Origin of the sequence: Ruania alba (genome assembly GCF_900105765.1) — a bacterium.
Taxonomy (GTDB): domain Bacteria; phylum Actinomycetota; class Actinomycetes; order Actinomycetales; family Beutenbergiaceae; genus Ruania; species Ruania alba.
In genome coordinates this window covers 1,645,588-1,666,095 of sequence record NZ_FNTX01000001.1, presented here as the reverse complement: position 1 = coordinate 1,666,095, position 20,508 = coordinate 1,645,588, and the positions used below count along the sequence as shown (strand labels likewise).

General features: G+C 68.5%; 21 protein-coding genes. 9 read left to right on the top strand and 12 right to left on the bottom strand.

Annotated features, from left to right (window positions below):
* Positions 1-2: 2 nt before the first annotated feature.
* Complete coding sequence (gene gdhA, locus BLU77_RS07700) at positions 3-1,346, bottom strand: NADP-specific glutamate dehydrogenase (protein WP_089772399.1); 1,344 nt, start codon at positions 1,344-1,346, stop codon at positions 3-5.
* Positions 1,347-1,542: 196 nt separating this feature from the next.
* Here gdhA and BLU77_RS22570 point away from each other — a divergent pair, with 196 nt between their 5' ends.
* Positions 1,543-2,889, top strand: coding sequence for a DUF2510 domain-containing protein (locus tag BLU77_RS22570; RefSeq protein ID WP_175476979.1), 1,347 nt, complete (start codon positions 1,543-1,545; stop codon positions 2,887-2,889).
* Between the two features lie 77 nt (positions 2,890-2,966).
* A complete protein-coding gene (locus tag BLU77_RS07690; RefSeq protein WP_089772397.1) occupies positions 2,967-4,205 on the top strand; it encodes an APC family permease in 1,239 nt (412 codons plus the stop codon).
* A gap of 41 nt (positions 4,206-4,246) precedes the next feature.
* Here BLU77_RS07690 and BLU77_RS07685 read toward each other — a convergent pair whose 3' ends face one another.
* The 6 genes from BLU77_RS07685 to BLU77_RS07660 all read right to left on the bottom strand — a co-directional run bounded on the left by BLU77_RS07685 (position 4,247) and on the right by BLU77_RS07660 (position 10,770).
* Positions 4,247-4,714 carry a MarR family winged helix-turn-helix transcriptional regulator gene (locus tag BLU77_RS07685; protein WP_175476978.1) on the bottom strand — a complete coding sequence of 156 codons (468 nt, stop codon included), beginning with the start codon at positions 4,712-4,714 and terminating at the stop codon, positions 4,247-4,249.
* A 10-nt stretch (positions 4,715-4,724) separates the two neighbouring features.
* Positions 4,725-6,359, bottom strand: coding sequence for an MDR family MFS transporter (locus BLU77_RS07680; RefSeq protein ID WP_245708717.1), 1,635 nt, complete (start codon positions 6,357-6,359; stop codon positions 4,725-4,727).
* 121 nt (positions 6,360-6,480) lie between these two features.
* The gene (locus tag BLU77_RS07675) at positions 6,481-7,710 is read right to left on the bottom strand and encodes an ABC transporter permease (RefSeq protein ID WP_089772395.1); all 1,230 of its coding nucleotides are present in this window, start codon (positions 7,708-7,710) and stop codon (positions 6,481-6,483) included.
* Positions 7,707-8,597, bottom strand: coding sequence for an ABC transporter ATP-binding protein (locus tag BLU77_RS07670; protein WP_089772394.1), 891 nt, complete (start codon positions 8,595-8,597; stop codon positions 7,707-7,709). The genes BLU77_RS07675 and BLU77_RS07670 overlap by 4 nt, the downstream gene beginning before the upstream one ends.
* A gap of 113 nt (positions 8,598-8,710) precedes the next feature.
* Positions 8,711-9,343, bottom strand: a complete 633-nt coding sequence (locus BLU77_RS07665) for a response regulator (RefSeq protein WP_089773064.1) — start codon at positions 9,341-9,343, stop codon at positions 8,711-8,713.
* Positions 9,344-9,396: 53 nt separating this feature from the next.
* Entirely contained in the window at positions 9,397-10,770 is a 1,374-nt protein-coding gene (locus BLU77_RS07660) for a sensor histidine kinase (RefSeq protein ID WP_089772393.1), read from the bottom strand.
* Positions 10,771-10,920: 150 nt separating this feature from the next.
* Here BLU77_RS07660 and BLU77_RS07655 point away from each other — a divergent pair, with 150 nt between their 5' ends.
* Positions 10,921-11,916 (top strand): siderophore-interacting protein, encoded by a 996-nt coding sequence (locus BLU77_RS07655; RefSeq protein ID WP_089772392.1) that lies wholly within the window; start codon positions 10,921-10,923, stop codon positions 11,914-11,916.
* A gap of 314 nt (positions 11,917-12,230) precedes the next feature.
* Entirely contained in the window at positions 12,231-13,088 is an 858-nt protein-coding gene (locus BLU77_RS07650) for a hypothetical protein (protein ID WP_089772391.1), read from the top strand.
* Between the two features lie 15 nt (positions 13,089-13,103).
* On the opposite strand, the gene BLU77_RS07645 is transcribed toward BLU77_RS07650, so the two are convergent.
* On the bottom strand, positions 13,104-14,591 hold the full coding sequence (locus BLU77_RS07645) for an MDR family MFS transporter (protein WP_089772390.1): 1,488 nt from the start codon (positions 14,589-14,591) through the stop codon (positions 13,104-13,106).
* A gap of 277 nt (positions 14,592-14,868) precedes the next feature.
* Between BLU77_RS07645 and BLU77_RS07640 the strand changes: the two genes are divergently transcribed.
* The 3 genes from BLU77_RS07640 to BLU77_RS07630 all read left to right on the top strand — a co-directional run bounded on the left by BLU77_RS07640 (position 14,869) and on the right by BLU77_RS07630 (position 16,735).
* On the top strand, positions 14,869-15,768 hold the full coding sequence (locus BLU77_RS07640; protein WP_089772389.1) for a hypothetical protein: 900 nt from the start codon (positions 14,869-14,871) through the stop codon (positions 15,766-15,768).
* Between the two features lie 78 nt (positions 15,769-15,846).
* Positions 15,847-16,278, top strand: a complete 432-nt coding sequence (locus BLU77_RS07635; protein ID WP_089772388.1) for a thioredoxin family protein — start codon at positions 15,847-15,849, stop codon at positions 16,276-16,278.
* Between the two features lie 7 nt (positions 16,279-16,285).
* A complete protein-coding gene (locus tag BLU77_RS07630) occupies positions 16,286-16,735 on the top strand; it encodes a DUF4395 domain-containing protein (RefSeq protein WP_089772387.1) in 450 nt (149 codons plus the stop codon).
* Between the two features lie 18 nt (positions 16,736-16,753).
* Here the strand turns inward: BLU77_RS07630 and BLU77_RS07625 are convergent, their stop codons facing one another.
* The 4 genes from BLU77_RS07625 to BLU77_RS07610 are packed head-to-tail and all read right to left on the bottom strand — an operon-like array spanning position 16,754 to position 18,913.
* Positions 16,754-16,966 carry a hypothetical protein gene (locus tag BLU77_RS07625; RefSeq protein WP_089772386.1) on the bottom strand — a complete coding sequence of 71 codons (213 nt, stop codon included), beginning with the start codon at positions 16,964-16,966 and terminating at the stop codon, positions 16,754-16,756.
* A gap of 46 nt (positions 16,967-17,012) precedes the next feature.
* Positions 17,013-18,002, bottom strand: a complete 990-nt coding sequence (locus tag BLU77_RS07620; protein ID WP_089772385.1) for an LLM class F420-dependent oxidoreductase — start codon at positions 18,000-18,002, stop codon at positions 17,013-17,015.
* Positions 17,999-18,586, bottom strand: coding sequence for a DUF4126 domain-containing protein (locus BLU77_RS07615; protein WP_089772384.1), 588 nt, complete (start codon positions 18,584-18,586; stop codon positions 17,999-18,001). Before BLU77_RS07615 ends, BLU77_RS07620 begins: the two co-directional genes overlap by 4 nt.
* A 3-nt stretch (positions 18,587-18,589) precedes the next feature.
* Positions 18,590-18,913, bottom strand: coding sequence for an MTH1187 family thiamine-binding protein (locus BLU77_RS07610; RefSeq protein ID WP_089772383.1), 324 nt, complete (start codon positions 18,911-18,913; stop codon positions 18,590-18,592).
* Between the two features lie 69 nt (positions 18,914-18,982).
* Between BLU77_RS07610 and BLU77_RS07605 the strand changes: the two genes are divergently transcribed.
* Together BLU77_RS07605 and BLU77_RS07600 are read left to right on the top strand one after the other, a co-directional pair.
* Positions 18,983-19,603 (top strand): CDP-alcohol phosphatidyltransferase family protein, encoded by a 621-nt coding sequence (locus tag BLU77_RS07605; protein WP_245708716.1) that lies wholly within the window; start codon positions 18,983-18,985, stop codon positions 19,601-19,603.
* The gene (locus BLU77_RS07600) at positions 19,600-20,469 is read left to right on the top strand and encodes a DUF881 domain-containing protein (RefSeq protein ID WP_089772381.1); all 870 of its coding nucleotides are present in this window, start codon (positions 19,600-19,602) and stop codon (positions 20,467-20,469) included. The genes BLU77_RS07605 and BLU77_RS07600 overlap by 4 nt, the downstream gene beginning before the upstream one ends.
* Positions 20,470-20,508: the final 39 nt, after the last annotated feature.

Sequence of the window (20,508 nt, the reverse complement as noted above, 5' to 3'; positions counted from 1 at the left end):
GCTCAGATCACGCCAAGGTCGAGCATCGTGTCGGCGACGCGGATGAAGCCGGAGATGTTCGCTCCGGTGACCAGATCGCCAGGGCGATCGTAGTCATCGGCAGTGACCACGCAGCGGTGATGAACGCCCTGCATGATCTCCTCGAGCCGCTGCTCGGTGTACCCGAACGACCAGGAGTCCCGCTCGGCGTTCTGCTGCATCTCCAACGCGCTGGTGGCAACGCCACCTGCGTTCGCCGCCTTCCCGGGGGCAAAGGCGACTCCGGCCTCGGTGAGGGCGTCCACAGCCTCGGGAGTGCACGGCATGTTCGCTCCTTCGGCCACCAGCATCGTGCCGTTGGTGATCAGCCGACGGGCCGCCACGGCGTCGAGCTCGTTCTGGGTGGCACACGGGAGGGCGATGTCGCACGGCACGTCCCAGATGCTTCCCTCAGAGACGAAGCGGACCGAGCCCCCGCGTTCCTCGGCGTACTCCGAGATGCGTCCGCGGCGCACCTCCTTGATCTCCTGGAGCAACGGCAGGTCGATTCCGGCCTCGTCCACCACGTACCCGCTCGAGTCGGACACCGCCACCACGGTGGCACCCAGGGCCTGCAGCTTCTCGGTCGCGTACTGCGCCACATTCCCGCTGCCGGAGACCACCACGCGGCGCCCGTCGAGATCCTGCCCTGCGGCGCGCAGCATCTCCCGGACGAAGAAGATCAGCCCGTAACCCGTGGCCTCGGTGCGAGCGTGCGAACCGCCCCAGGTGAGCCCCTTCCCGGTGATGACACCGGCCTCGTAGCGGTTCGTGATCCGCTTGTACTGGCCGAACATGTAGCCGATCTCACGTCCACCCACGCCGATGTCACCGGCCGGGACGTCGGTGTACTCACCGATGTGCCGGGCGAGCTCGGTCATGAACGACTGGCAGAACCGCATCACCTCGGCATCGCTGCGACCCTTGGGGTCGAAGTCGGACCCACCCTTGCCACCGCCGATCGGGAGACCGGTGAGCGCGTTCTTGAAGATCTGCTCGAATCCGAGGAACTTCACGATGCCCAGATACACGCTGGGGTGGAACCGCAGCCCACCCTTGTAGGGGCCGAGTGCGGAGTTGAACTCCACCCGGAATCCCCGGTTCACGTGCACACGTCCGCCGTCGTCGGTCCACGGCACCCGGAAGATCAACTGACGCTCCGGCTCGCACATCCGCTGCACGACCCCCGCATCGAGGTACTCGGGCCGACGCTTGATCGCCGGGGCGATCGACTCGAAGACCTCGCGGGCCGCCTGGTGGAACTCCGGCTCGTGCCGGTTCCGGGCAATGACGTCGTCCAGGACGGGGCGGAGATGATCGTCGAGCATCGCGGTTCCTCTCGTTGGGTAAGTGCTGCGCGCCAGGGAACATCGTGCCAGGTGCGCGGGCTTCCCCGGGCACGATGGGGGAGCGCGGAGCATCCCGATGGGCAGTTCTGCCCTTCGGACGAGGGCGTCTGGGCCGGTATGCTCGCGTGCGAACGCGATGAGATCGAGATGGCGCGATGCGCCTGGGGGAGCTTGCATGACCGTGCCCGCCGGCTGGTATCCGGACCCGCAGGACCAGAACACCCTCCGCTACTGGGACGGCGGGACGTGGACCGAGCATCGCGCGCCGGCCCAGCCCGACGGCGGTGCGCAGCCGAGTGCTGGCGACCAACCTGGTCAGACCGGACCGGCCCAGGCAGACGCGACGACCCCGTTCGGTGCACCCGGGCAGTTCGGAGCAAACTCCCAGGCAGGGCAGCAGGCCAGTCCCTACGGCAGCGCTCCCGCGCCGGGGACGTCGGACCAGACGGCGGCCTACGACCCTACCCAGGTGGCGCCTCAGGCCGGTGGCACCCCCACAGGTGAGCAGCCGTGGAGCCCATCCGGTACCGGTGGGCCGGGCGGGTACGGGGCTGCCTCCGGAGGTGGGTACGGCGCCCCCTCCACCGGTGGCTACGGTGCCCCGTCCGCTGGTGGCTACGGCGCCCCCTCAGCTGGTGGCTATGGAGCCTACGGACAGGCGGTGCCTCCTCCGACGAACAACTCCAAGACCGGACTCTTCATCGGACTGGGAATTGCTGCGCTGGTGCTGGTGGTGGTGATCTACTTCGCGGTGAAGCTGATCTCCGGTCTGGGCGGCTCCGACCCGGACCCGGATCCCACGGCCGACCCGACGACGCAGAGCGACCCGACCCCCACGCAGAGCGACCCCACTCCGACCCAGGATGACCCGACGGATCCACCGCCGGCCGGTGGCGAGACCTTCGTCTGGGGGGACACCGTCCAGGTCGAGGTCCCGGAAGGCGGGGAAGCGGTCTACACCTTCGTCGTCGAGCAGCCGGGTGTGTACTGGCTGAGCACGTTCAGCGAGCGCGGTGAGGCCGATCCCATCCTCCAGGTCACCGGCCCGGACGGGACCGAGTGGCGCGACGACGACGGATCCACCGAATCGGACAACACCTTCGACGCGAGCCTGACGATCGGGCTCGCCCCGGGGGAGTACCAGGTGCGGGTGACCGACTACGACGACGTCGCATCGTCCTTCGAGCTCCGATCCGGTGGTCAGGAGGCGGAGACCGTGCAGCCGGGTGAGCACGACTTCAGCGCGGCGGACGACGGCGCGTGGGTCGTGCTCGTGCCGGTCACGGACGGTCAGACGATCGCCGTCGACGTCACCGACGCGAACGAGGACGCCGTCGCCGGAATCACCACGCCGGACGGCGGCTATGAGGAGAACGACGACCGGCGGTCCTCGGCCCCCGACGGGGACAGGTTCGCCCCCTACGTGGAGGCGACTGCAGCGGGCGACGGTGAGGCCATCGTGATCGTGTGGGGCTACTCCAACGCGGCCGTCGAGGGCACAGTCAACATCACGGTGGAGTAGGAGTTCATCTCCCGTTCATCTCCGTGTGGTGCCGGCTGCGAGAGGCTCGTGGGCGGCACCACATAGAGTGAGGCCTCGTGCCGAGCCTTGCCCGACGCCTGACCACCACCGATGCGGTGGTGATCGGCCTGGCCTCGATGATCGGGGCAGGTATCTTCAGTGCCTTTGCCCCCGCCGCTGCCGCGGCCGGGTCGGGACTGCTCGTCGGTCTGGTCATCGCAGCCGTGGTGGCGTACGCGAACGCCACCAGTTCGGCCCAGCTCGCCGCTCAGTACCCCACCTCCGGCGGCACCTACGTCTACGGACGGGAACGACTCGGCCCCTGGTGGGGCTACGGTGCCGGCTGGTGCTTTCTCATCGGCAAAACGGCCAGCTGCGGGGCGATGGCACTCACCTTCGCCAGTTACGCCGTCCCGGAGCCGTGGCGGCGCCCGATCGCCGTGCTGGCCACCGTGGCGCTGGTGAGCGTGAACTGGCACGGTGTGACGCGAACCGCCCGGGTGGCCCGCGTGATCGTGACCGCCGTGCTCGCGGCCCTGGTGCTCCTGATCGCGGTGACATTCGGACGTGACTGGACCGCACCGTCACTGACCGGTGACGGACTGTGGGGGCATGCCGGAGCGCTCGGTGTGCTCCAGGCCGCAGGATTGCTGTTCTTCGCCTTCGCCGGGTACGCCCGGGTGGCGACCCTGGGGGAAGAGGTGCGTGATCCGGTACGGGCCATCCCACGGGCGATCCAGCTCGCCCTGCTGATCACGGTGGTGCTCTACGGAGTGGTCGCACTGGCGGTGCTGGGTGCGCTCGGCCCCGAGCGGTTGTCTGCTGCCGATGCACCCCTTGCGGCTGCGATGGAGCTGAGCCTGCCGGCCCTGACCCCGGTGGTCCGGGTGGCGGCCAGCCTCGCCTCCCTCGGTGCGCTGCTCGCTCTCGTCGCGGGGGTGAGCCGCACCGCACTGGCGATGTCACGCACCGGTGACCTCCCGCGATGGTTCGCCGCTGTGCACCCGCGGCATCACGTACCGCACCGTGCCGAAGCAGCATTGGGAGTGGTGGTGTGCGTATTGGTGCTCACCGTTGATCTGCACGCCGTGATCGGCTTCTCCTCGTTCGGAGTCTTGCTCTACTACCTGGTGGCGAACATGGCCGCGTGGACCCAGCACGGGCAGTACCGGCGCTTTCCACGCGTGCTGCAAGGGATCGGTGTGATCGGTTGCGGCGTGCTGGCGATCACGTTGCCCGCTAATGCCGCCCTCGCGGGTGCGGCAGTACTTGCGCTGGGACTCATCGTCCGCCTGATCCGGATCAGGCGGACGTGAGGGAGCTGCAGGGCCCAGGGCACCCGTGCGCTAGTGCATGATCAGTCCCCGTCGGCTGCGGTCTCGTTGAACCGCGCCAGCAACCCGGCCAGTTGGCGCACGTCCTCGGCGGGCCATGTTCCGAGCCGTTCGTGCAGGTGCGCACGTTGGTGGGCAGAGATCATCTCGAAACGGGACTGACCGTCGTCGGTCACAGCGATCTGCTGGGCGCGCCGGTCCCGCGGGTCCTGGCTGCGGTCGGCCAGACCCAGGTCAACGAGGTGGGTCACTGTTCGGCTCATCGCAGCCTTGTCCACGGACAACCAATCGGCGAGGTGGGACTGCTGCTGCGGCCCGCGACGCACCAGTGTGGAGAGCGTGTGGAAGCCGAGCACGGTGAGGTCAGGGTGGATGAGGGCGGCACGCTCCCGGATCGCCCGGCGCGCCTGGACGAACAGCGCGGCGAACTGCCGTTCCATCTCGGATACGGCCGCCGCGTGGTCGTTCTCGGTCGTGGGGGAGGGTGTCACCTGGTCGAGGTTACCGGCGCACATCGTCGCCCACCCGCTGCGGGTCCAGTTCAGGGCCCTGCGGAGGCGAACCCGCACGTTCGGCACTGGTCTGGCGGCTGAGCGGAAGGTTCGGCAAGAGGGCGGTGGCCACGATGGAGACCAGTCCCAGCGGGGCGGCAACCAGGAAGACGTGGGCCACCGCGTCACCGTAGATCGACTCGACCACGCCCCGGAGCGCCTCTGGCAGATCGCGCACAGCTGGGACTGTCCCATCGCTGAGCCGCTGCATTGCCGCGGCGCCGCCGCTGCCATCAGTGGCCACGGCGGCGAGTAGCTCGCTCTGTCGGCGCTCCATCTCGTTGACGACCGTATCTGCGAGGACAGAACCGAGGACGGCGATACCGACAGTTCCGCCCAGACTGCGGAAGAAGGTCACCCCGGAGCTTGCTGCACCGAGACGGGACGGCTCAGCCGTGTTCTGCACCACGAGCACCATGTTCTGCATCACCATGCCGACCCCACCGCCAAGCATGGCCATGTACACCGACACCAGGGCGAACGGAGTGTCGTAGTGGATGGTGCTCATCAGCACCAGGCCCACGGTGAGCAGCACCGAACCGCCCACCACATACCGCTTCCACGCGCCGGTGCGGCTGATCAGCCCGCCCACGATGGTCGAGACGACGAACAGCCCCGTCATCATCGGGATCGTCATCAACCCGGACTCCGTGGCGGTGGCTCCGCGGGCGAGCTGCATGTACTGGGAGAGGAAGACCGACGTGCCGAACATCGCGACGCCGACCGAGACGCTCGCGAGTACGGCCAGACTGAAGGTGCGGTCGCGGAACATCGACATCGGCACGATCGGCTCCGCTGCCCGCAGCTCGACCGCGATCAGGACAGCCAGGCAGATCACGGCACCACCGACCATGGCGAGGGTGGTCACGCTGGCCCACGCGAAACTGTCCCCGGCCAGGCTCACCCAGATGAGCAGCAACGACACGCCTATCGCGAGCAGCACCATCCCGAGGTAGTCGATCCGTACCCGGTCGCGTCGGACGGTGGACGTCCGGAGGGTCATCTGCAGCATGATGATGGCCGCGACGGCGAACGGGATGCCGATGAAGAAGTTCCACCTCCAGTCGATCGTGTCGGTGAGGAAGCCGCCCACGAGCGGTCCCGCCACAGTTCCCAGGGCCATCACCCCACCGAAGAGACCCATGTAGCGGCCCCGATCACGCGGAGAGATGATGTCAGCGATGATGATCTGGCTCAGCGCGGCAAGTCCGCCAGCGCCCAGGCCCTGGAAGACCCTGAGCGTGATCAGCATCGTGGTGTCCTGGGAGAACCCGGCGATTGCCGACGAGACCACGAAGATCACCAGCGCGAGCTGGACCAGGAGCTTGCGGTTGAACAGGTCGGCGAGCTTGCCCCAGATGGGTGTCGAGACTGCGGTGGCGAGCAGGGTGGCCGTGACCACCCAGGTGTAGGCAGTCTGGTCCCCGCCGAGGTCCGCGACGATCACGGGCAGGGAGGTGCTGACGACCGTGCCTGCCAGGATCGCGACGAACATCCCCATCAGGAGTCCAGTGAGGGCTTGGAGCACCTCGCGGTGGCTCATCGACCGGGTTGGTGTCGAGGCGCTGGGCGGTGCGGTGGTCATCAGGCTCCCGTCAGATAGTTGCTCGACGTCAACTATAGCCATCAGTTGACTTCGAGCAACTAAAACCGGGGTGGTCTCGACCACACGGCGACCGCGGCAGGTGTCGTCCGAACGTGACGACCTAGCTCTCCAGCCGGAACGCTTGCCGCCAGGTGAGAGCCGTCCCGCCCTGCATCACCGCGCGTTGGTAGATCCGTTCGCCGACCCGGAGCATGCCCCACGCCGCTGCACCAGTGAGCAGGAGAGACACGATCGGCTGCCAGAGGGGGACGTCCTCGGAGAGCATCCGGACCGGCATCGCCACCGAACTCATCACCGGGACGAAACTGGCAACCTGCAGAGCGGTTCCGGTGGCGAACAGGCCCACGAACAGCACGGCCATAATCACCATGATGATCGGTCCGGTGTTGGTCTGCAGATCCTCCGTGCGACTGGCCAACGAGCCGAGAACGGCCCAGACAGATGCGAGGGCGAGGAAGCCCAGCGCGAAGAACGCGATGAACCATCCGGAGGCGGCGAGGATCCAGCCGACGTCCGGGGCCAGGTCGGCGACGTTCACCGCGATCAGGCCCACGACGCCGTAAAGAACGATCTGCCCGAACGCGAGGATCGAGTTGCCGAGCACCTTGCCGTAGAGGATCTGTCGGATCGGGATGGCCGTGGCGAGGATCTCCACCACGCGGTTCTGCTTCTCCTCCAGCACCGAGTTCGCGATCGTCATTCCGTACATCAGTGCGGCCATGTAGAACAGGAAGGCGAACACGAAACCCGCGACGTATGCGGCGGCACCCCGGTCGGCGTCGGTGGCCAGCAGCTCGGTCGTCACGGTGCTGCCGGCCTCGAGCTCGGCGAGGGTGGTGCCTGCCGCACGGGCATTCTCGTTGAGCACCACTGTACGGACCGCGTCGTCGATGGCGCGCTGTAGATCGCTGTCGATCTCTTCTCCGCCGAGCAGCACGTACCCGTCCGAGGTCTGCAGCAGTGCGGAGTCCAGCTCACCCTCGACGACGGCGGTACGCAGCTCCTGCTCGGACTCCAGCTCAGTGATGAGCACGCTGTCTCCTGCGCTCTCGATGGTCTGGCTCGCGGAGCCGAGTACGTCGTCGACCGTTGCCTCGGCGGTCGCGACCGTCCCTACCTCGTGCTCGGTGGTACGGGCCGAGAAGAAAGCGGAGACCGCGACCGCTCCGATCAGTAGCAGCGAGGTGAAGAGCGTCGAGAGCACGAAGCTGCGGTCGGTGACCTTGACGAGGATCTCCCGCACGGTGACGGTGATCCATGGTCGCCGCAGCAGGGCGCTGTCCCGCTCGCTGTCAGCGGTGGCGCGGGGTTCTGTGGTGAGGGTACTCATGCGGTGACCTCGCGGTAGATGTCGGAAAGAGAGGGGACCAGGGGACTGAACTCCGCCAGTCCGCGTTCGACCGCACGGGCGAGCAGACCGTCCGGTGGCCCGGACGGCAGCTCGAGGATCGCCGTCGGGCCGTCCACATCGAGCACAGTGACGCCAGGCTCCTCGCGCACCCACCCGGCGTCCGGAGCAGTGGTCATCCGATAGCGCGCCGGTCCGGAACGGCGCAGCTCCTCGGCAGAACCGGATGCCATCACCACCCCGCCGGAGAGCACCACCAGGGAGTCGCAGAGCCGATCGACCAGGTCGAGCTGGTGGCTGGAGAAGAGCACCGGCACACCCTCGCGAAGACGGTCCGAGAGAAGGTCGACCATCGAGTCCACCGCCACCGGGTCCAGACCGGAGAACGGTTCGTCGAGCACGAGTGCCCGCGGCCCGTGCAGCAGGGAGGCGGCCACCTGGACTCGCTGCTGATTGCCGAGTGAGAGCGACTCGAGCTTGTCCTTGGCGCGGTCGGCGAGCTCGAACCGGTCCAGCAGGCGGGTGGCTTCGCGGGCGGCGTCGCCGCGGCGCATCCCACGGAGCTGCCCGAGATAGCAGAGCTGGTCGAGGATTCCCTGCTTCGGGTACAGGCCCCGCTCCTCGGGCATGTACCCGAACGAGGCGCGGTCGGCGCGCGTGATCGGACGGCCGTCCCAGAGGACCTCACCCTCGTGGATCGCCAGCACGCCCATGATCATCCGCATCGTGGAGGTCTTGCCCGCACCGTTCGCACCCACGAATCCGGTCAGGGTGCCTGGCTCGACCACGAACGAGACGTCATCGACGGCGGTCTTCTCACCGAACCTGCGGGTGAGGTTCCGGACCTCCAGGGCTGGTGCGTGGGACATGCGGTTCCTTCCGGGCGATGGATTGTCTGCCTCGAGCCTAGGAAGTTCGACTCGTCCGCGCCTCGCCCGTACGGGTGATTCGCCCTCCTCCCTCTCACGGGGGAGGGCTCCGCTCAGTCTGTCGGGGGCCGCACCAGACCGGCCCGATGGGCGTACACCACGGCCTGCACGCGGTCCCGCGCACCGATCTTGGCGAGCACGTGCGAGACGTGGGTCTTCACGGTCGACTCACCGACGAACAGCTCGGCGGCGATCTCCGCGTTGGACATTCCCTCCGCCACCAGCACCAGGACGTCCCGCTCACGCGCGGTGAGCGGTTCGACCGGCTCCGGTACGGCCGGCCACGCCGGCATCCCGTTCGGGGACGGCGCCTGGCCGGTGCCGGGGGAGACCAGTCGCGAGATCACCTTCACGGTCATCTCGGGTGCGAGCAGGGCGTGACCGCCCGCGACGGCACGGATCGCGCCGACCAGGTCGTCCGGGTCGGCGTTCTTGAGCAGGAACCCGCTCGCGCCGGCCTCGAGCGCGGCGAACAGGTAGTCCTCCCGGTCGAAGGTGGTCAGGATGACCACCCGGGCCAGGTCCTCGGCGACGATCTGCCGGGTGGCCTCGATACCATCGGTGCCCGGCATCTGGACGTCCATGAGGACGACGTCCGTGGGCGTGCGCCGGACGAGCTCCACGGCCGCTGCGCCGTCCGCAGCCTGGCCCGTGACCTGCACGTCCTGCTCCACGGACAGCACCATGGCGAAGCCGGATCGGACCAGGGCCTGGTCGTCCACGAGCGCTACTCGGATGGTCACGCGGTGCTCCTCTCGCCGGTGGCCCCGGCGGCCTCCCGGTAGGGGAACCGTACCCGGACGCGCCACCCGCTCGCGGTGGCTCGCGGCCCAGCCTCCACCTCACCGTGGTGCAGCGCGGCCCGCTCGGCGATCCCGCGCAGCCCGTAGCCGCTCCCGGACGTGCCCGGGCGGGGACGGCCGCCGTCGACCACCTCCACCTCGAGCCACGACGACGCCCCCTCGCCCCCGGTGCGTATCGTCACCGAGGCGCGTCGCGCCGTGGAGTGGGTACGCACGTTGGTCAGGGACTCCTGGATGCACCGGTACGCGGAGAGCGCGAGCGGGGCAGAGAGCCGGGACAGATCCCCGTCCCGCGCCTCCACCCGATCCAGATCCACGGTCAGGCCGGCGTCTGCGTGCGTGCGCGCGAGGGCGTCGAGATCGTCCAGCCCGGGTTCCGGATGGCGCCCCTCGTCCCCAGAGTCCTCGCTGCGGAGCACCTGAAGCAGGGCGCGCATCTCGCCGACCGCTTCGCGGCTGGTCTCCTCGATCGTGCGCAATGCCTCGGCGCTGCTCTCCGGTGAGACCGTCAGGACCCGGCGCGCGGCACCGGCCTGGACACCGATCACCGAGACATGGTGGGCGACCACGTCGTGCAGCTCGCGGGCGATCCGTACGCGTTCGTCCACCACGGCCCGACGAGCGAGCTCATCGGCCTGCTGGGCGATCTGCTGGGCTTGCTCGCGCACGCGGACGCGGTCCAGCGCGGTGCGCCACGAGGCACGACCGATGAGCACGGCACCACCGAAATAGGCGACGTTCAGCACCGCGGTGTACAGCAGGTAGGCCAGCAACGGGGGCAGCGGCCCGGCGGCGTCCTCGAACACCCGGGACATCTCGTCAGCCGCGTTCGTGATGGTCACCGAGATAACGATCCACAGGGACATCTCGGCGAGCACGACCGCGACCAGGATCCACAGCATCCGGCGATCCCTGGCCCACGCGATCGCCGTGTACAGCGCGGCGAAGTAGGCCACCTGGAACGGGACGGAGACGGACGCCTCCGGACTGAGGTAGCTGAGCAGCAGGAACAGGGCGGAGGCCGTGAGCAGCGTGATCACCGGGAACCGGCGCCGCACCGCCAGCGGGAGGGCCATCAGGGCGACGGCGAGATAGGCACGCCACCACTGCTCGCCCTCGAACACGAGGCCGTAGGACTTTGATGTCAGCACGACGCCGAGCGCCACCAGGATGTACGCGACCGTCCCGAGGACGTCCCGCCGCTGCTGAGCCCGGCTGGGTGCCGGTCGCTCCCACCACGGGTCGTCGGGATCGTTCAACCAGCCGAACAACCTGCGGACCGGGGGAGAGGCAGGGGACAGGGCAGGCATGGGGCCCGAGCGTAGCCGCCGTCGGGCGTGGAATGCCTCCCTCGCACGACGGATCTGTGTGGTCGTCCGGGCTCGTCGGTCCTCCCGGCGCACCGGTTGAATACATCACACCGGGCTCACGAAAGTGCGTCGACGTGGTTGACTAAGGCAATGCTCACCTCACCCTCGCTCCGTGACGCCGTGGTCAAGGACGACCGGCCGGCCTATCGCCCCTTCTCCGCACGGGTGCAGGGGATGGAACGGTTGGGACCGCACATCGTGCGCGTGACGTTCACCGGACCGCAGCTGCACTGGTTCGGTACCGACGGGGACGACCAACGCATCAAGATCGTGCTTCCCGAGGAGAGCACCGGGCAGGTCAGCGACATCGGGGCAGATGACGAGGAAACCTGCCTGGCCGGAACCTGGTACGAGCAGTGGCGCGCCTTGCCGGAGGCCTCGCGTAGCCCGATCCGGACCTACACGGTGCGGGCGGTGCGGCCGCAGGCAGCGGAGATTGATGTCGACATGGTCGCGCACGGCGACGCCGGTCCTGCATCGCGGTGGCTCGCGCGAGCGAGGGTTGGAGACTGGCTGGTCATTGCTGGACCGGACGAACGCTCGTCAGCGTCCGCCGGCGGTCGTGACTGGCACCCTGGCACCGCCGAAACCGTGCTTCTCGCCGGAGATGAGACTGCAGCCCCGGCGATCTGCGCAATCCTGGAGGGACTGCGCCCGGAATGTCGGGCGCGGGCATTCATCGAGATCCCGGAGGCCGCCGACGCCATCGATGTCGATCTCCCTGCGGGTGCGGAGATCACCTGGCTCTCCCGGGATGACGCCGCACACGGTGACCTCCTGCTTCCTGCGGTCGTGGACTGGGCGCGCGAGCACACCGCATTGATCGGGGCCGGCCGCGCATCGAGTCCTGAGCTGGAGGACGTCGACGTGGACACGCAGCTGCTGTGGGACTCGCCCGTGCTCCGTGCCGCACCGGACACGTGTGGCCGTGGCGAACGGTGCGGTGGCGACTTCTACGCGTGGTTCGCCGGGGAGGCATCGGTGATCAAGACCCTGCGCCGTGTGCTGGTCTCCGAGCTCGGTGTTTGCCGACGCCGGGTCGCATTCATGGGGTACTGGCGTGCGGGCAGGGCCGAGCCCACCTGACAGGCACGACCCGCCCCGAACTCCCTTCTCGGGCACAGCCTCGCCTACGGCGGTGCCGCCGTGATCAGTAGTCTCGATCCGGCCATCCCTGTCGGTCAGCTGACGTCTGCGGGATCAGTCCGTGAACGCCGGTCCCGGACAAGCGTCGCGCGAGGTAGCATCGACGAAGCGGTGGCCGTGCGTTGTCACTGCACTGCATGACAGAAACTTCAGTGAGGCCGCCTGGCACGTGTGTGAGCACCGTGGCGGAAAGTAGGTCCCGGCCGTTCGGGGGAGCGGTCGGGACCTACTGTCTCTGACCCGACGGAGGCTCGATGTTCCCGCTAGGTCCCGGTGACATCCCGACGACCGGTGCCGAGCTCGAGACGCGTCTGACCCACGGTCTGCACGCGCTGCTTCGGCCGACGGCGGGCGAGGCACGCGTGCGTGCCCAGGCTTGGGCGCCGTCCGACGACGTCGCGCCCCAGGGGAGCAGGATCGCTCGCCTGGACGTGGACATCACCGACGTCCACCTGCGCATGCAGGACAAGGTCGAGTTGCCGGCCCCAGTGGGATCAGGAACACCTGCCGAGGTGGACCATCTGGCGGTGCGTGGAGCGCCCGTCCGGGTCCAGGACCTGCCGGTCACCACCACCGCGGAGGTGCGCGACCTCCCGGTGCGGTATCAGCCACGCTCCGACGGGCAGTACTGGATCGAGGTGGACGAGCGCGTCGGTCACCAGACCGCCGGCCGGGTGCAGGTCACCGCGACCATCACCGATATCGAGCAGGCCGTGGCCGCCGAGGCCGGTGCGCGGCTCAGCTCGACCGGATTCGCTCTCGCGGATCTGCGGCTCCAGGTCGCGGCCGCCGGCCCTCGAGAAGCCAGCATCCAGGTGGACGCCACGCTGCGACGGGGCCTCCTTCGGGCGGGCGTCAGCGGATCAGCCACCGCAAGAGTCGGTGCTGACATGGTGGTGACACTCAGTGACCTCGAGGTCTCCAGCTCGAGTCCACTGGTCGGCATGGCGCTGACGGCGGTCCGGGGCCGTCTGGCGCAGTGGGAGGGCCACCAGGTCGACTTGCGCAGCCTCACCTTCGGTGGCCTCGCCGTGAGCGACGTCGAGCTGACGGTGACCCGGGACGTGGTCGGCGTCCGTGCCGAGCTCGGGACAGCGCCGGAGAACGACTGACCTGGTTCACTCGCCTCAGGGACTGAGCACGCGCTCGTCCTCAGCCGGCTGCGGCGCCGCGCGGATGAAGAACGACGCGACGATCACGGCGAGGGAGATGACGGCGCCGCACAGGAAGGCGGCTCTGGTCCCTGCCGCGGTCGCGTGGACGACGTCGGCCCCAGCGTGCGACGCGGCCACCCGATTGATAGTGAGCAGCACGACGAACAACGCCGTCCCAGCCGCCCCGGCGAGCTGTTGCATCGCTCCGACGATCGCGCTGCCGTGGGAGTACAGGTGCGGCTCGATCGATCCGAGAGATGTGGTGAACAACGGGGTGAACAACAGACCCAGACCGAGGCTGAGGAACACGTGCACGCCGAGAACCATCAGGCCCGGCGTCTCAGCGGTCAGGGTGGTCATCGTCCATAGCGCGGCACTGACGATGATCGCTCCAGGAGTGACCAGGACACGCGGACCGAACCGGTCATAGATCCGTCCGGCAACCGGTCCGAGCAGCCCCATGGCCAGACCGCCCGGCAACAACATCGCACCCACGGCGAGCGGTTCGAGACCGAGCACGTTCTGCAGGTAGATCGGCAACAGGATGATGGTGCCGAACAACGACATCATCATCAATAGCATCATCGTCAGAGCCACCGTGAACGTGCGCGAGGAGAAAACGCGCAGATCGAGCAGTGCGCGGTCGTCCCGCTGCAACCGGATCTGCCGCACCACGAAGAGCCCGAGCATCACCACCCCGATGCCGAGCGGCACCGGAGCCGGGACCAGCGGCTCGCCGTGCGCTGCCTCCCCGAGTGTGCTCAGCCCGTAGATGAGGCCGCCGAAGGCGAGCGCAGAGAGCACCACCGAGAGGACGTCGAGAGGGACAGCGCGCGGTGTCGTGACATTCGGCACCTTCACCGCGCCCAGCACCAGCGCCGCGATCGCGATCGGTAGCACGAGCCAGAAGATCCCGGTCCAGGACATCACGGACAAGATGGCACCCGAGACCGTGGGACCGACGGCGGGAGCCACAGCCATCACGATGGAGACGTTGCCCATCGTCTTACCACGCAGCGCCGGAGGGACCACGGTCATCAGCGTGGTCATCAGCAGCGGGAGCATCATGGCGGTGCCGCTGGCCTGGATGACGCGCCCCAGGACCAGCATCCCGAACCCGGCCGAGACCGCCGCGGTGAATGTTCCTGCGGCGAAGAGCGTCATGGCGGTCAGGAAGATGGTGCGGGTGTGGAATCGCTGCAGCAGGTAGCCGGTGACCGGGATGACGACGGCCATCGTCAGCATGAACGCGGTGGACAGCCACTGACCGGTGGTCTCGGTGACGCCCAGGTCGTCCATGATGCTCGGGATCGCGACGCTCATGATGGTCTCGTTCAGGATGACCACGAAGGAGGAGACGAGCAGGAGCCCGATCACGAGCTTCGTCTGCGAGTCCAGATGGGTGGGTGCAGCGCGACCGGTCGGCGCGTAGGGGTGTGGTGGATCAGCAGGTTCATTCACAGACGCAGTCCTTGCGGTCGAGGCGAGTGGCGGTGCGGTGGGGCAGGGGCGAGGAGTGACGGCCCCCGATCGGTCGGTCACGCCTGCGGCGGCCCCGTCCGACGACGACCCGTCGAGTGTGCCCGGGCGCTGGGCGGCGGGGCCAGTCAATACTCGTGGCGTGCAACGCTTCGCCGATCGTGAACCTTCCCCGGCTCAGCACGCAGCGGGAAGAGGACAAGCGTGCGATGAAAGAATGCCACGAAGCACCGTCACTTCCGCCCGACGAGGAGCGCCGATGGATGAGCTGCACCGCGCGGCGAGCGAGATCTACGCCGTACCGCCCGAGGAGTTCGTCGCGACTCGCGACGGATGCGCCAGGCAGTTGGATGCCTCGGGATCCCACGACGCAGCGGCCCAGGTGCGTGGCCTAGCAAAGCCCGTCCGGGCCGCCTGGGCGGTGAACGTCCTGGTCCGCCGTATGCCGGAGCGGGTGGCGCAGCTGACCGACCTCGGCCGGGCACTCCGTGAGGCGCACGAGCGGATGGACGCCGTCGACCTGCGTGAGCTCACCGTCCGCCGTCGCACTCTCGTCACGACGATGGTGCGCGAGCTGCGCTCCCTGTGCCGCGAGCTCGGCCCCGACCTGAGTGGGGCCACGTGCACTCAGGTTGAGCAGACCCTGGTGGCTGGTGTCGCCGACGAGCAGATCGAAGCGGCGGTGCTCTCGGGCCTGCTGGTGCGACCGTTCGGACCAGGTGGCGCGAGCACGGCGCAGGTCCGGGACGCCACGGCCGTACCCGGAGCGACCGGGGTACGCCCGACGGCGCAACGTCCGGGATCACCGTTGGTGGTGGTGCCCGATCCAGAGCCACCAGCCCGGCGCGCGACCTCAGCGGATCGACGTGCCGCCGCGGCGGAAGTACGGGCCGCACAGCGGCGTGTGCAGCGCCTCGAATCAGCCGCCGAGCGTGCCCAGGAAGGTGTGGCGTCGTACCAGGCCGAGGCACTCCGGCTCCGGGCGGAGATCGAGGAGTTGCGCCGCAGAGCGTTCGACCTCGAGCACCAGGCCGAACGGGCCGACCGCGAGCTGCACCGGGCCGATCAGACCCGGTCGGACGCCGTCCGAACGCTGGAGGAAGCGCAGGACGCGCTGGCGGATGCGCGAGCACAGGAGCAGGCGCTCGGCTCGGACTAGCGCCGCGTCGCATCTCGCAGGGCGAGACCACCGTGGACGCTGTGCCCGTGGCGCACGCATATGGCTAGCGTGAATCCTGTGGCCGATCCTCTGACTCGCCTCACCGTGGTGCTGCTGGTGCTCGCGGTCGTCGCTGCTGCCTGGATCGCACTCGATCGCCGGCGCCGACGCCCCCGAGCCGCCCACAACGCCAGTGGAGTGGCGGCGATCGCTGCGGCGGTTCCGATCCCGCTGGACGCGCGGCACGTCGTGGTGCAGTTCTCCGGTCCGCACTGTTCCGCGTGCGGTCCGAGCGAACGGATGTGGCGATCGGTCGTGGCCGAACCGGACGCCTTCGTGACGGTGGACGTCACGGAGAACCTCGACCTGACCCGGACCTTCGGCGTGCTCAGCACGCCCACCTCGCTCGTCTTCGATGCCGATGGCGACCTGCGCACCCGGCTCACCGGCCCGCCGTCGGCCGCCCGTGCCCGCGAAGCACTCGCGTTGGCCGGCTCCTTCGACCGTTAGGACCTCGATGAGCTCTGCGACATCTCCCCGTGGCATCGACCCGCGTGGACCCCGCGTGGGGGCGGCACTGACCAGCGTGCTGCTGATCGCGGCGATCGTGCTCGGGGGCACTGCCGGGCTGGTCGTGCTCGCCGTCGTTGTCGCGTCCTTCGTGCTGGGCACCGCCGGGGGAGTGGGGCGCACCTGGCAAGCGCTGCTCTACAAACGCCTGGTCCGCCCGCGGCTCGGACCGCCGTCGGAGCTGGAGGATCCGGCCCCACCCCGCTTCGCGCAAGCGGTGGGTCTGCTGATCACCGGCATCGGACTGGTGCTCGCACTGCTCGGGGTGGCCTGGGCCCTCCCGGTGTTCGCCGGTCTCGCCCTGGTGGCGGCGTTCCTGAACGCAGTGTTCGGGCTGTGCCTGGGCTGCGAGATGTACCTGCTGGTGCTGCGTCTACGTGGCCCGCGCGCCACCTGAGGACCACGAGGCAGAGCGTCAGCGTTTCCTGCGGGACCACCAGGTGGCCACGAACGGCCACGAGAAGGCCACCACGGCGCACAGGATGATGCTGCCGGTCCATCCCAGGCGCAGTCGGTAGGCGACCAGGTTGATCAGCACGATCAGCACGAGGGTGATGATCATCTGCCGGGTGCCGAGCCGCCACAGGCGCCGGTCCCGGTGCACGCGCGGCCGATCCTGGGCACTCATCGATGCTCCTTCGTGTCAGCGTGGTGGGCCACGGGGTGCCACTGCGTCATCGGTCGAGCTCCGGGATGACCTCGCGAGCGAACAGATCCAGGCCGGACCTGTCATAGGCAGCCTCCGGAAAGTAGCAGATGGCGTAGGTCATTCCTGCTTCCTCCATCCTCCGAAGCCGCTCGACGACCTGTTCCGGCGTCCCGGTGGTCAAGGACGAACGATAGTTAGCCACGATGGCAGAGGTGCGCTCGGCGCCGATCGAGGCGGTCATCCGATCCTCGATCGTGCGGATGCGGTCGTCCACCTCCGCTTCCGTGGCGCCGATCGCGGTGTTGTAGTTCGACGAGCGGACGATCGCGCCGAAGTCGGTGCCGACCGCGTCGCAGTGCTCGCGCAGGACGGCACTCTTGTGCGCGAAGCCGTCCGGCGAACCGTCGAAGTTGGTGTGGGTGGCGTATCTCGCGGCGATCTTCAGGGTGACCTTCTCACCGCCGCCGGCGATCCACATCGGGATACCGCCGTCTTGCAGCGGCCTCGGCTGCACGATCGCGCCGTCCACCTGGTAGTGCTGCCCGTCGAGGGTGGCGATCCCCTCGGTCCACGCCTGCCGCATGATCTGCACCCCCTCGTCGAGCATCTGCAGGCGGATCCCAGCGCGTGGGAAGCCGTAGCCGTAGGCTCGCCATTCGTGCTCGTACCAGCCTCCACCAATGCCCATCTGCACGCGTCCGCCGGAGATCACGTCCACCGTGGCGGCCACCTTGGCGAGATAGGCCGGGTTGCGATACGCCATGCACGTGCACATCTGGCCCAGCTTGATGCGCCTTGTGGAGGCCGCGAACGCCGCCATCAGCGTCCATGCCTCGTGCGTCGCCTCCGCGCTCGGCACCGGGGTGGTGTGGAAATGGTCGTAGACCCACATCGAGTCCCACGGCCCGTCGTCGACATGCTGGGCGATCCCGTTCATCGCCTCCCACTGGTCTGCGGGAGAGATCCCGACCAGGTCGTAGCGCCATCCTTGGGGCACGAAGAGTCCGAACTTCATGAGACCAACCTATGGCGTCGCAGCCGCTTGCGCCGCATCTGGATCACCACCACCACGGCGGCCGCGACGAAGACCAGCACCAGCACCGGAAGCACCAGGGCGAGCGCCGTGAGGGCGACGGCGGAGATGTCCTCCACGGTCGAGGCCACCGGTGCACCCACGCCGGCCGTGGAGAGGTTCACCCCTGCGCGAACCCCCGCCTTTCCGAGGTGGGTGAGCAAGGCCAGGATCGCGCCGCAGACGAACGGCACCATGGCGGCGCTGGTGAAGAACTCACCCGGGTCGGTGGTGGCCGGCGTGACGGCGCCCGAGCCAGCCGCGAACACGATGCCACCGGCTGTGGGACGCACGAGCGTCTGCAGGATGTCGTTCACGTGGTCCACGGCCGGTACCTTGTCCGCCACCACTTCGATGACGAGCAGAACGGCGAGCACGATGAGCACCCAGTCGTTGGTGAGCCACACCCAACTGGGTGGGAGCGTGACGAGGGTGGTGAAACGGGCGAGAAGCCCCATCACCAGCATCGGCACATAAGCGTTCAGCCCCGCCGAGAGGGCGAGTCCACTCCCCGTGAGCAGCTCCACCGGTCAGCCGTCGGCGGGCTCGGCGGGATCTGACCGGCGGGTCAGCTCCTCCTCGAGCCGGGTCACCTTGCCGTCGAGCTCGTCGGTGCGGCCAGGGCGGATGTCTGCCTTCATCACCAGCGAGACGCGGTGCCCATGTGCAGCCACGGCGTCAGTGGCACGGCGGACCACGTCGAAGATCTCGTCCCACTCACCTTCGATCGTGGTGAACATCGCGTCAGTCCGGTGCGGCAACCCGCTGGCGCGCACCACCGCCACAGCGTCGGCGACAGCGTCAGTGACAGACTCGCCCGTACCGAGGGGTGCGACCGAGAAGGCGAGCAGCATGACCCCAGTCTTCCAGATTGCCCGGCGTCCACGCAGATGAGGGGTGTCCGATCACATAGAGTCCGGGGTGTGGGCAGTACCTCCGGGGAGAGCGACGGCGAGTCGAGGCCGTCAGAGCCGGTCTTCAGCGACCGGATCTTCACCGTGCCGAACATCATCTCGTTGGCTCGGCTCCTGCTGGTCCCGGTGGTCGGTGGTCTGATCCTGACGGGCCACCTGGTGGCGGCCTTCGTGGTGCTCGTCGGTGCTGGATTCAGCGACTGGCTCGATGGAGTGATCGCCCGGCGGTTCAACCAGACGTCCCGCCTGGGTCGGTTCCTCGACCCGTCCGCCGACCGGCTGTTCATTCTCGTGACCATCGTGGGACTGGCGGTGCAGCAGATCATTCCGTGGTGGCTGGTGGTGGTGCTGCTCGCCCGTGAGATCGCGGTCGGACTGTGCCTACCGGCGATGGCACGTCGCGGGTATCCCGGGTTCCCTGTACATGTGGCGGGGAAGGCGGGCACCTTTGCGCTGATGTACGCCTTCCCCTTGCTGCTGCTCTCCCACCTGTCCGGTCTGTGGGGCGAGGTCGCCTGGGTGATCGGCTGGGCTGCTGCCTTGTGGGGCGTGTTCCTGTACTGGGCCGCCGGTCTGCTCTATCTCAACCAGTTCCGAGAAATTGTGACGGGTCGGGTGCAGCCGACATGACCCGCTACCCGACTCCACGCGGCAGCACCGCTCGTCCCGGCACCGGTGCTGGGCGCCGACCGGACGCGTCGATGACGCTGCTGAACGAGGTGATGGAGCGCCCGTTGGATCTCGGCTATGCCGCAGCGAGCGACGCACGCCGGCGGGGAACGGCAGCACCGCAGACGCCGTTCCGACGCGCGCTCACCTTCCTGCTCGCGGTACTGCTCGGTCTGACGGCCGTCTGGGCCGCCCGCGAGCTTCGTGCACCGGTCGGGGTGGAGAACGCCTCGGACGTGCTCGTCACGGAGATCCGGGATCGGACCGTGGTGGGTGAACGTCTGGCGGCCGAGAACGAAGCATTGCGCCAAGAGATCACCTCGCTCCAGGAGGAGGCGCTCGACGAGGAGGCGAGCGCGCTGCTCGCCGAGTCAGCCCGACTGGGTTTATGGGCGGGCGCCACGGCTGTGCAGGGCCCCGGCGTGGTGGTCACCCTCGAGGATTCGGTCAGAGCTCGCAGCGGGGAACCGGGTACGGATTTCCAGCGCGTGCAGGACCAGGATCTGCAGCTCGTGGTCAACGGCCTCTGGGCGGCGGGCGCAGAGGCGATCGCGGTGAACGGGCACCGCCTCACCGGGCAGACCGCCATCCGCACCGCGGGCGACGCCGTCCTGGTGGACCTGCAGCCGCTGGTCTCACCCTATGCGATCGAGGTGATTGGCGATCCGGACGGCCTGCGCACCGAGTTCGCCCGCACCCAGGCATCGGCCTGGCTGAACCTGCTCGCCGCCCAGTTCTCGATCTCATCCACGATCGAGACGTCCGATGATCTTGTGCTCCCGGCGGGCACAGCTGGCGCACCCGAGCTTGTGACGGAATCGTCATGAGAAGGAGCGTCAGCACCTGCCACGCCCGTGCCAGACTGA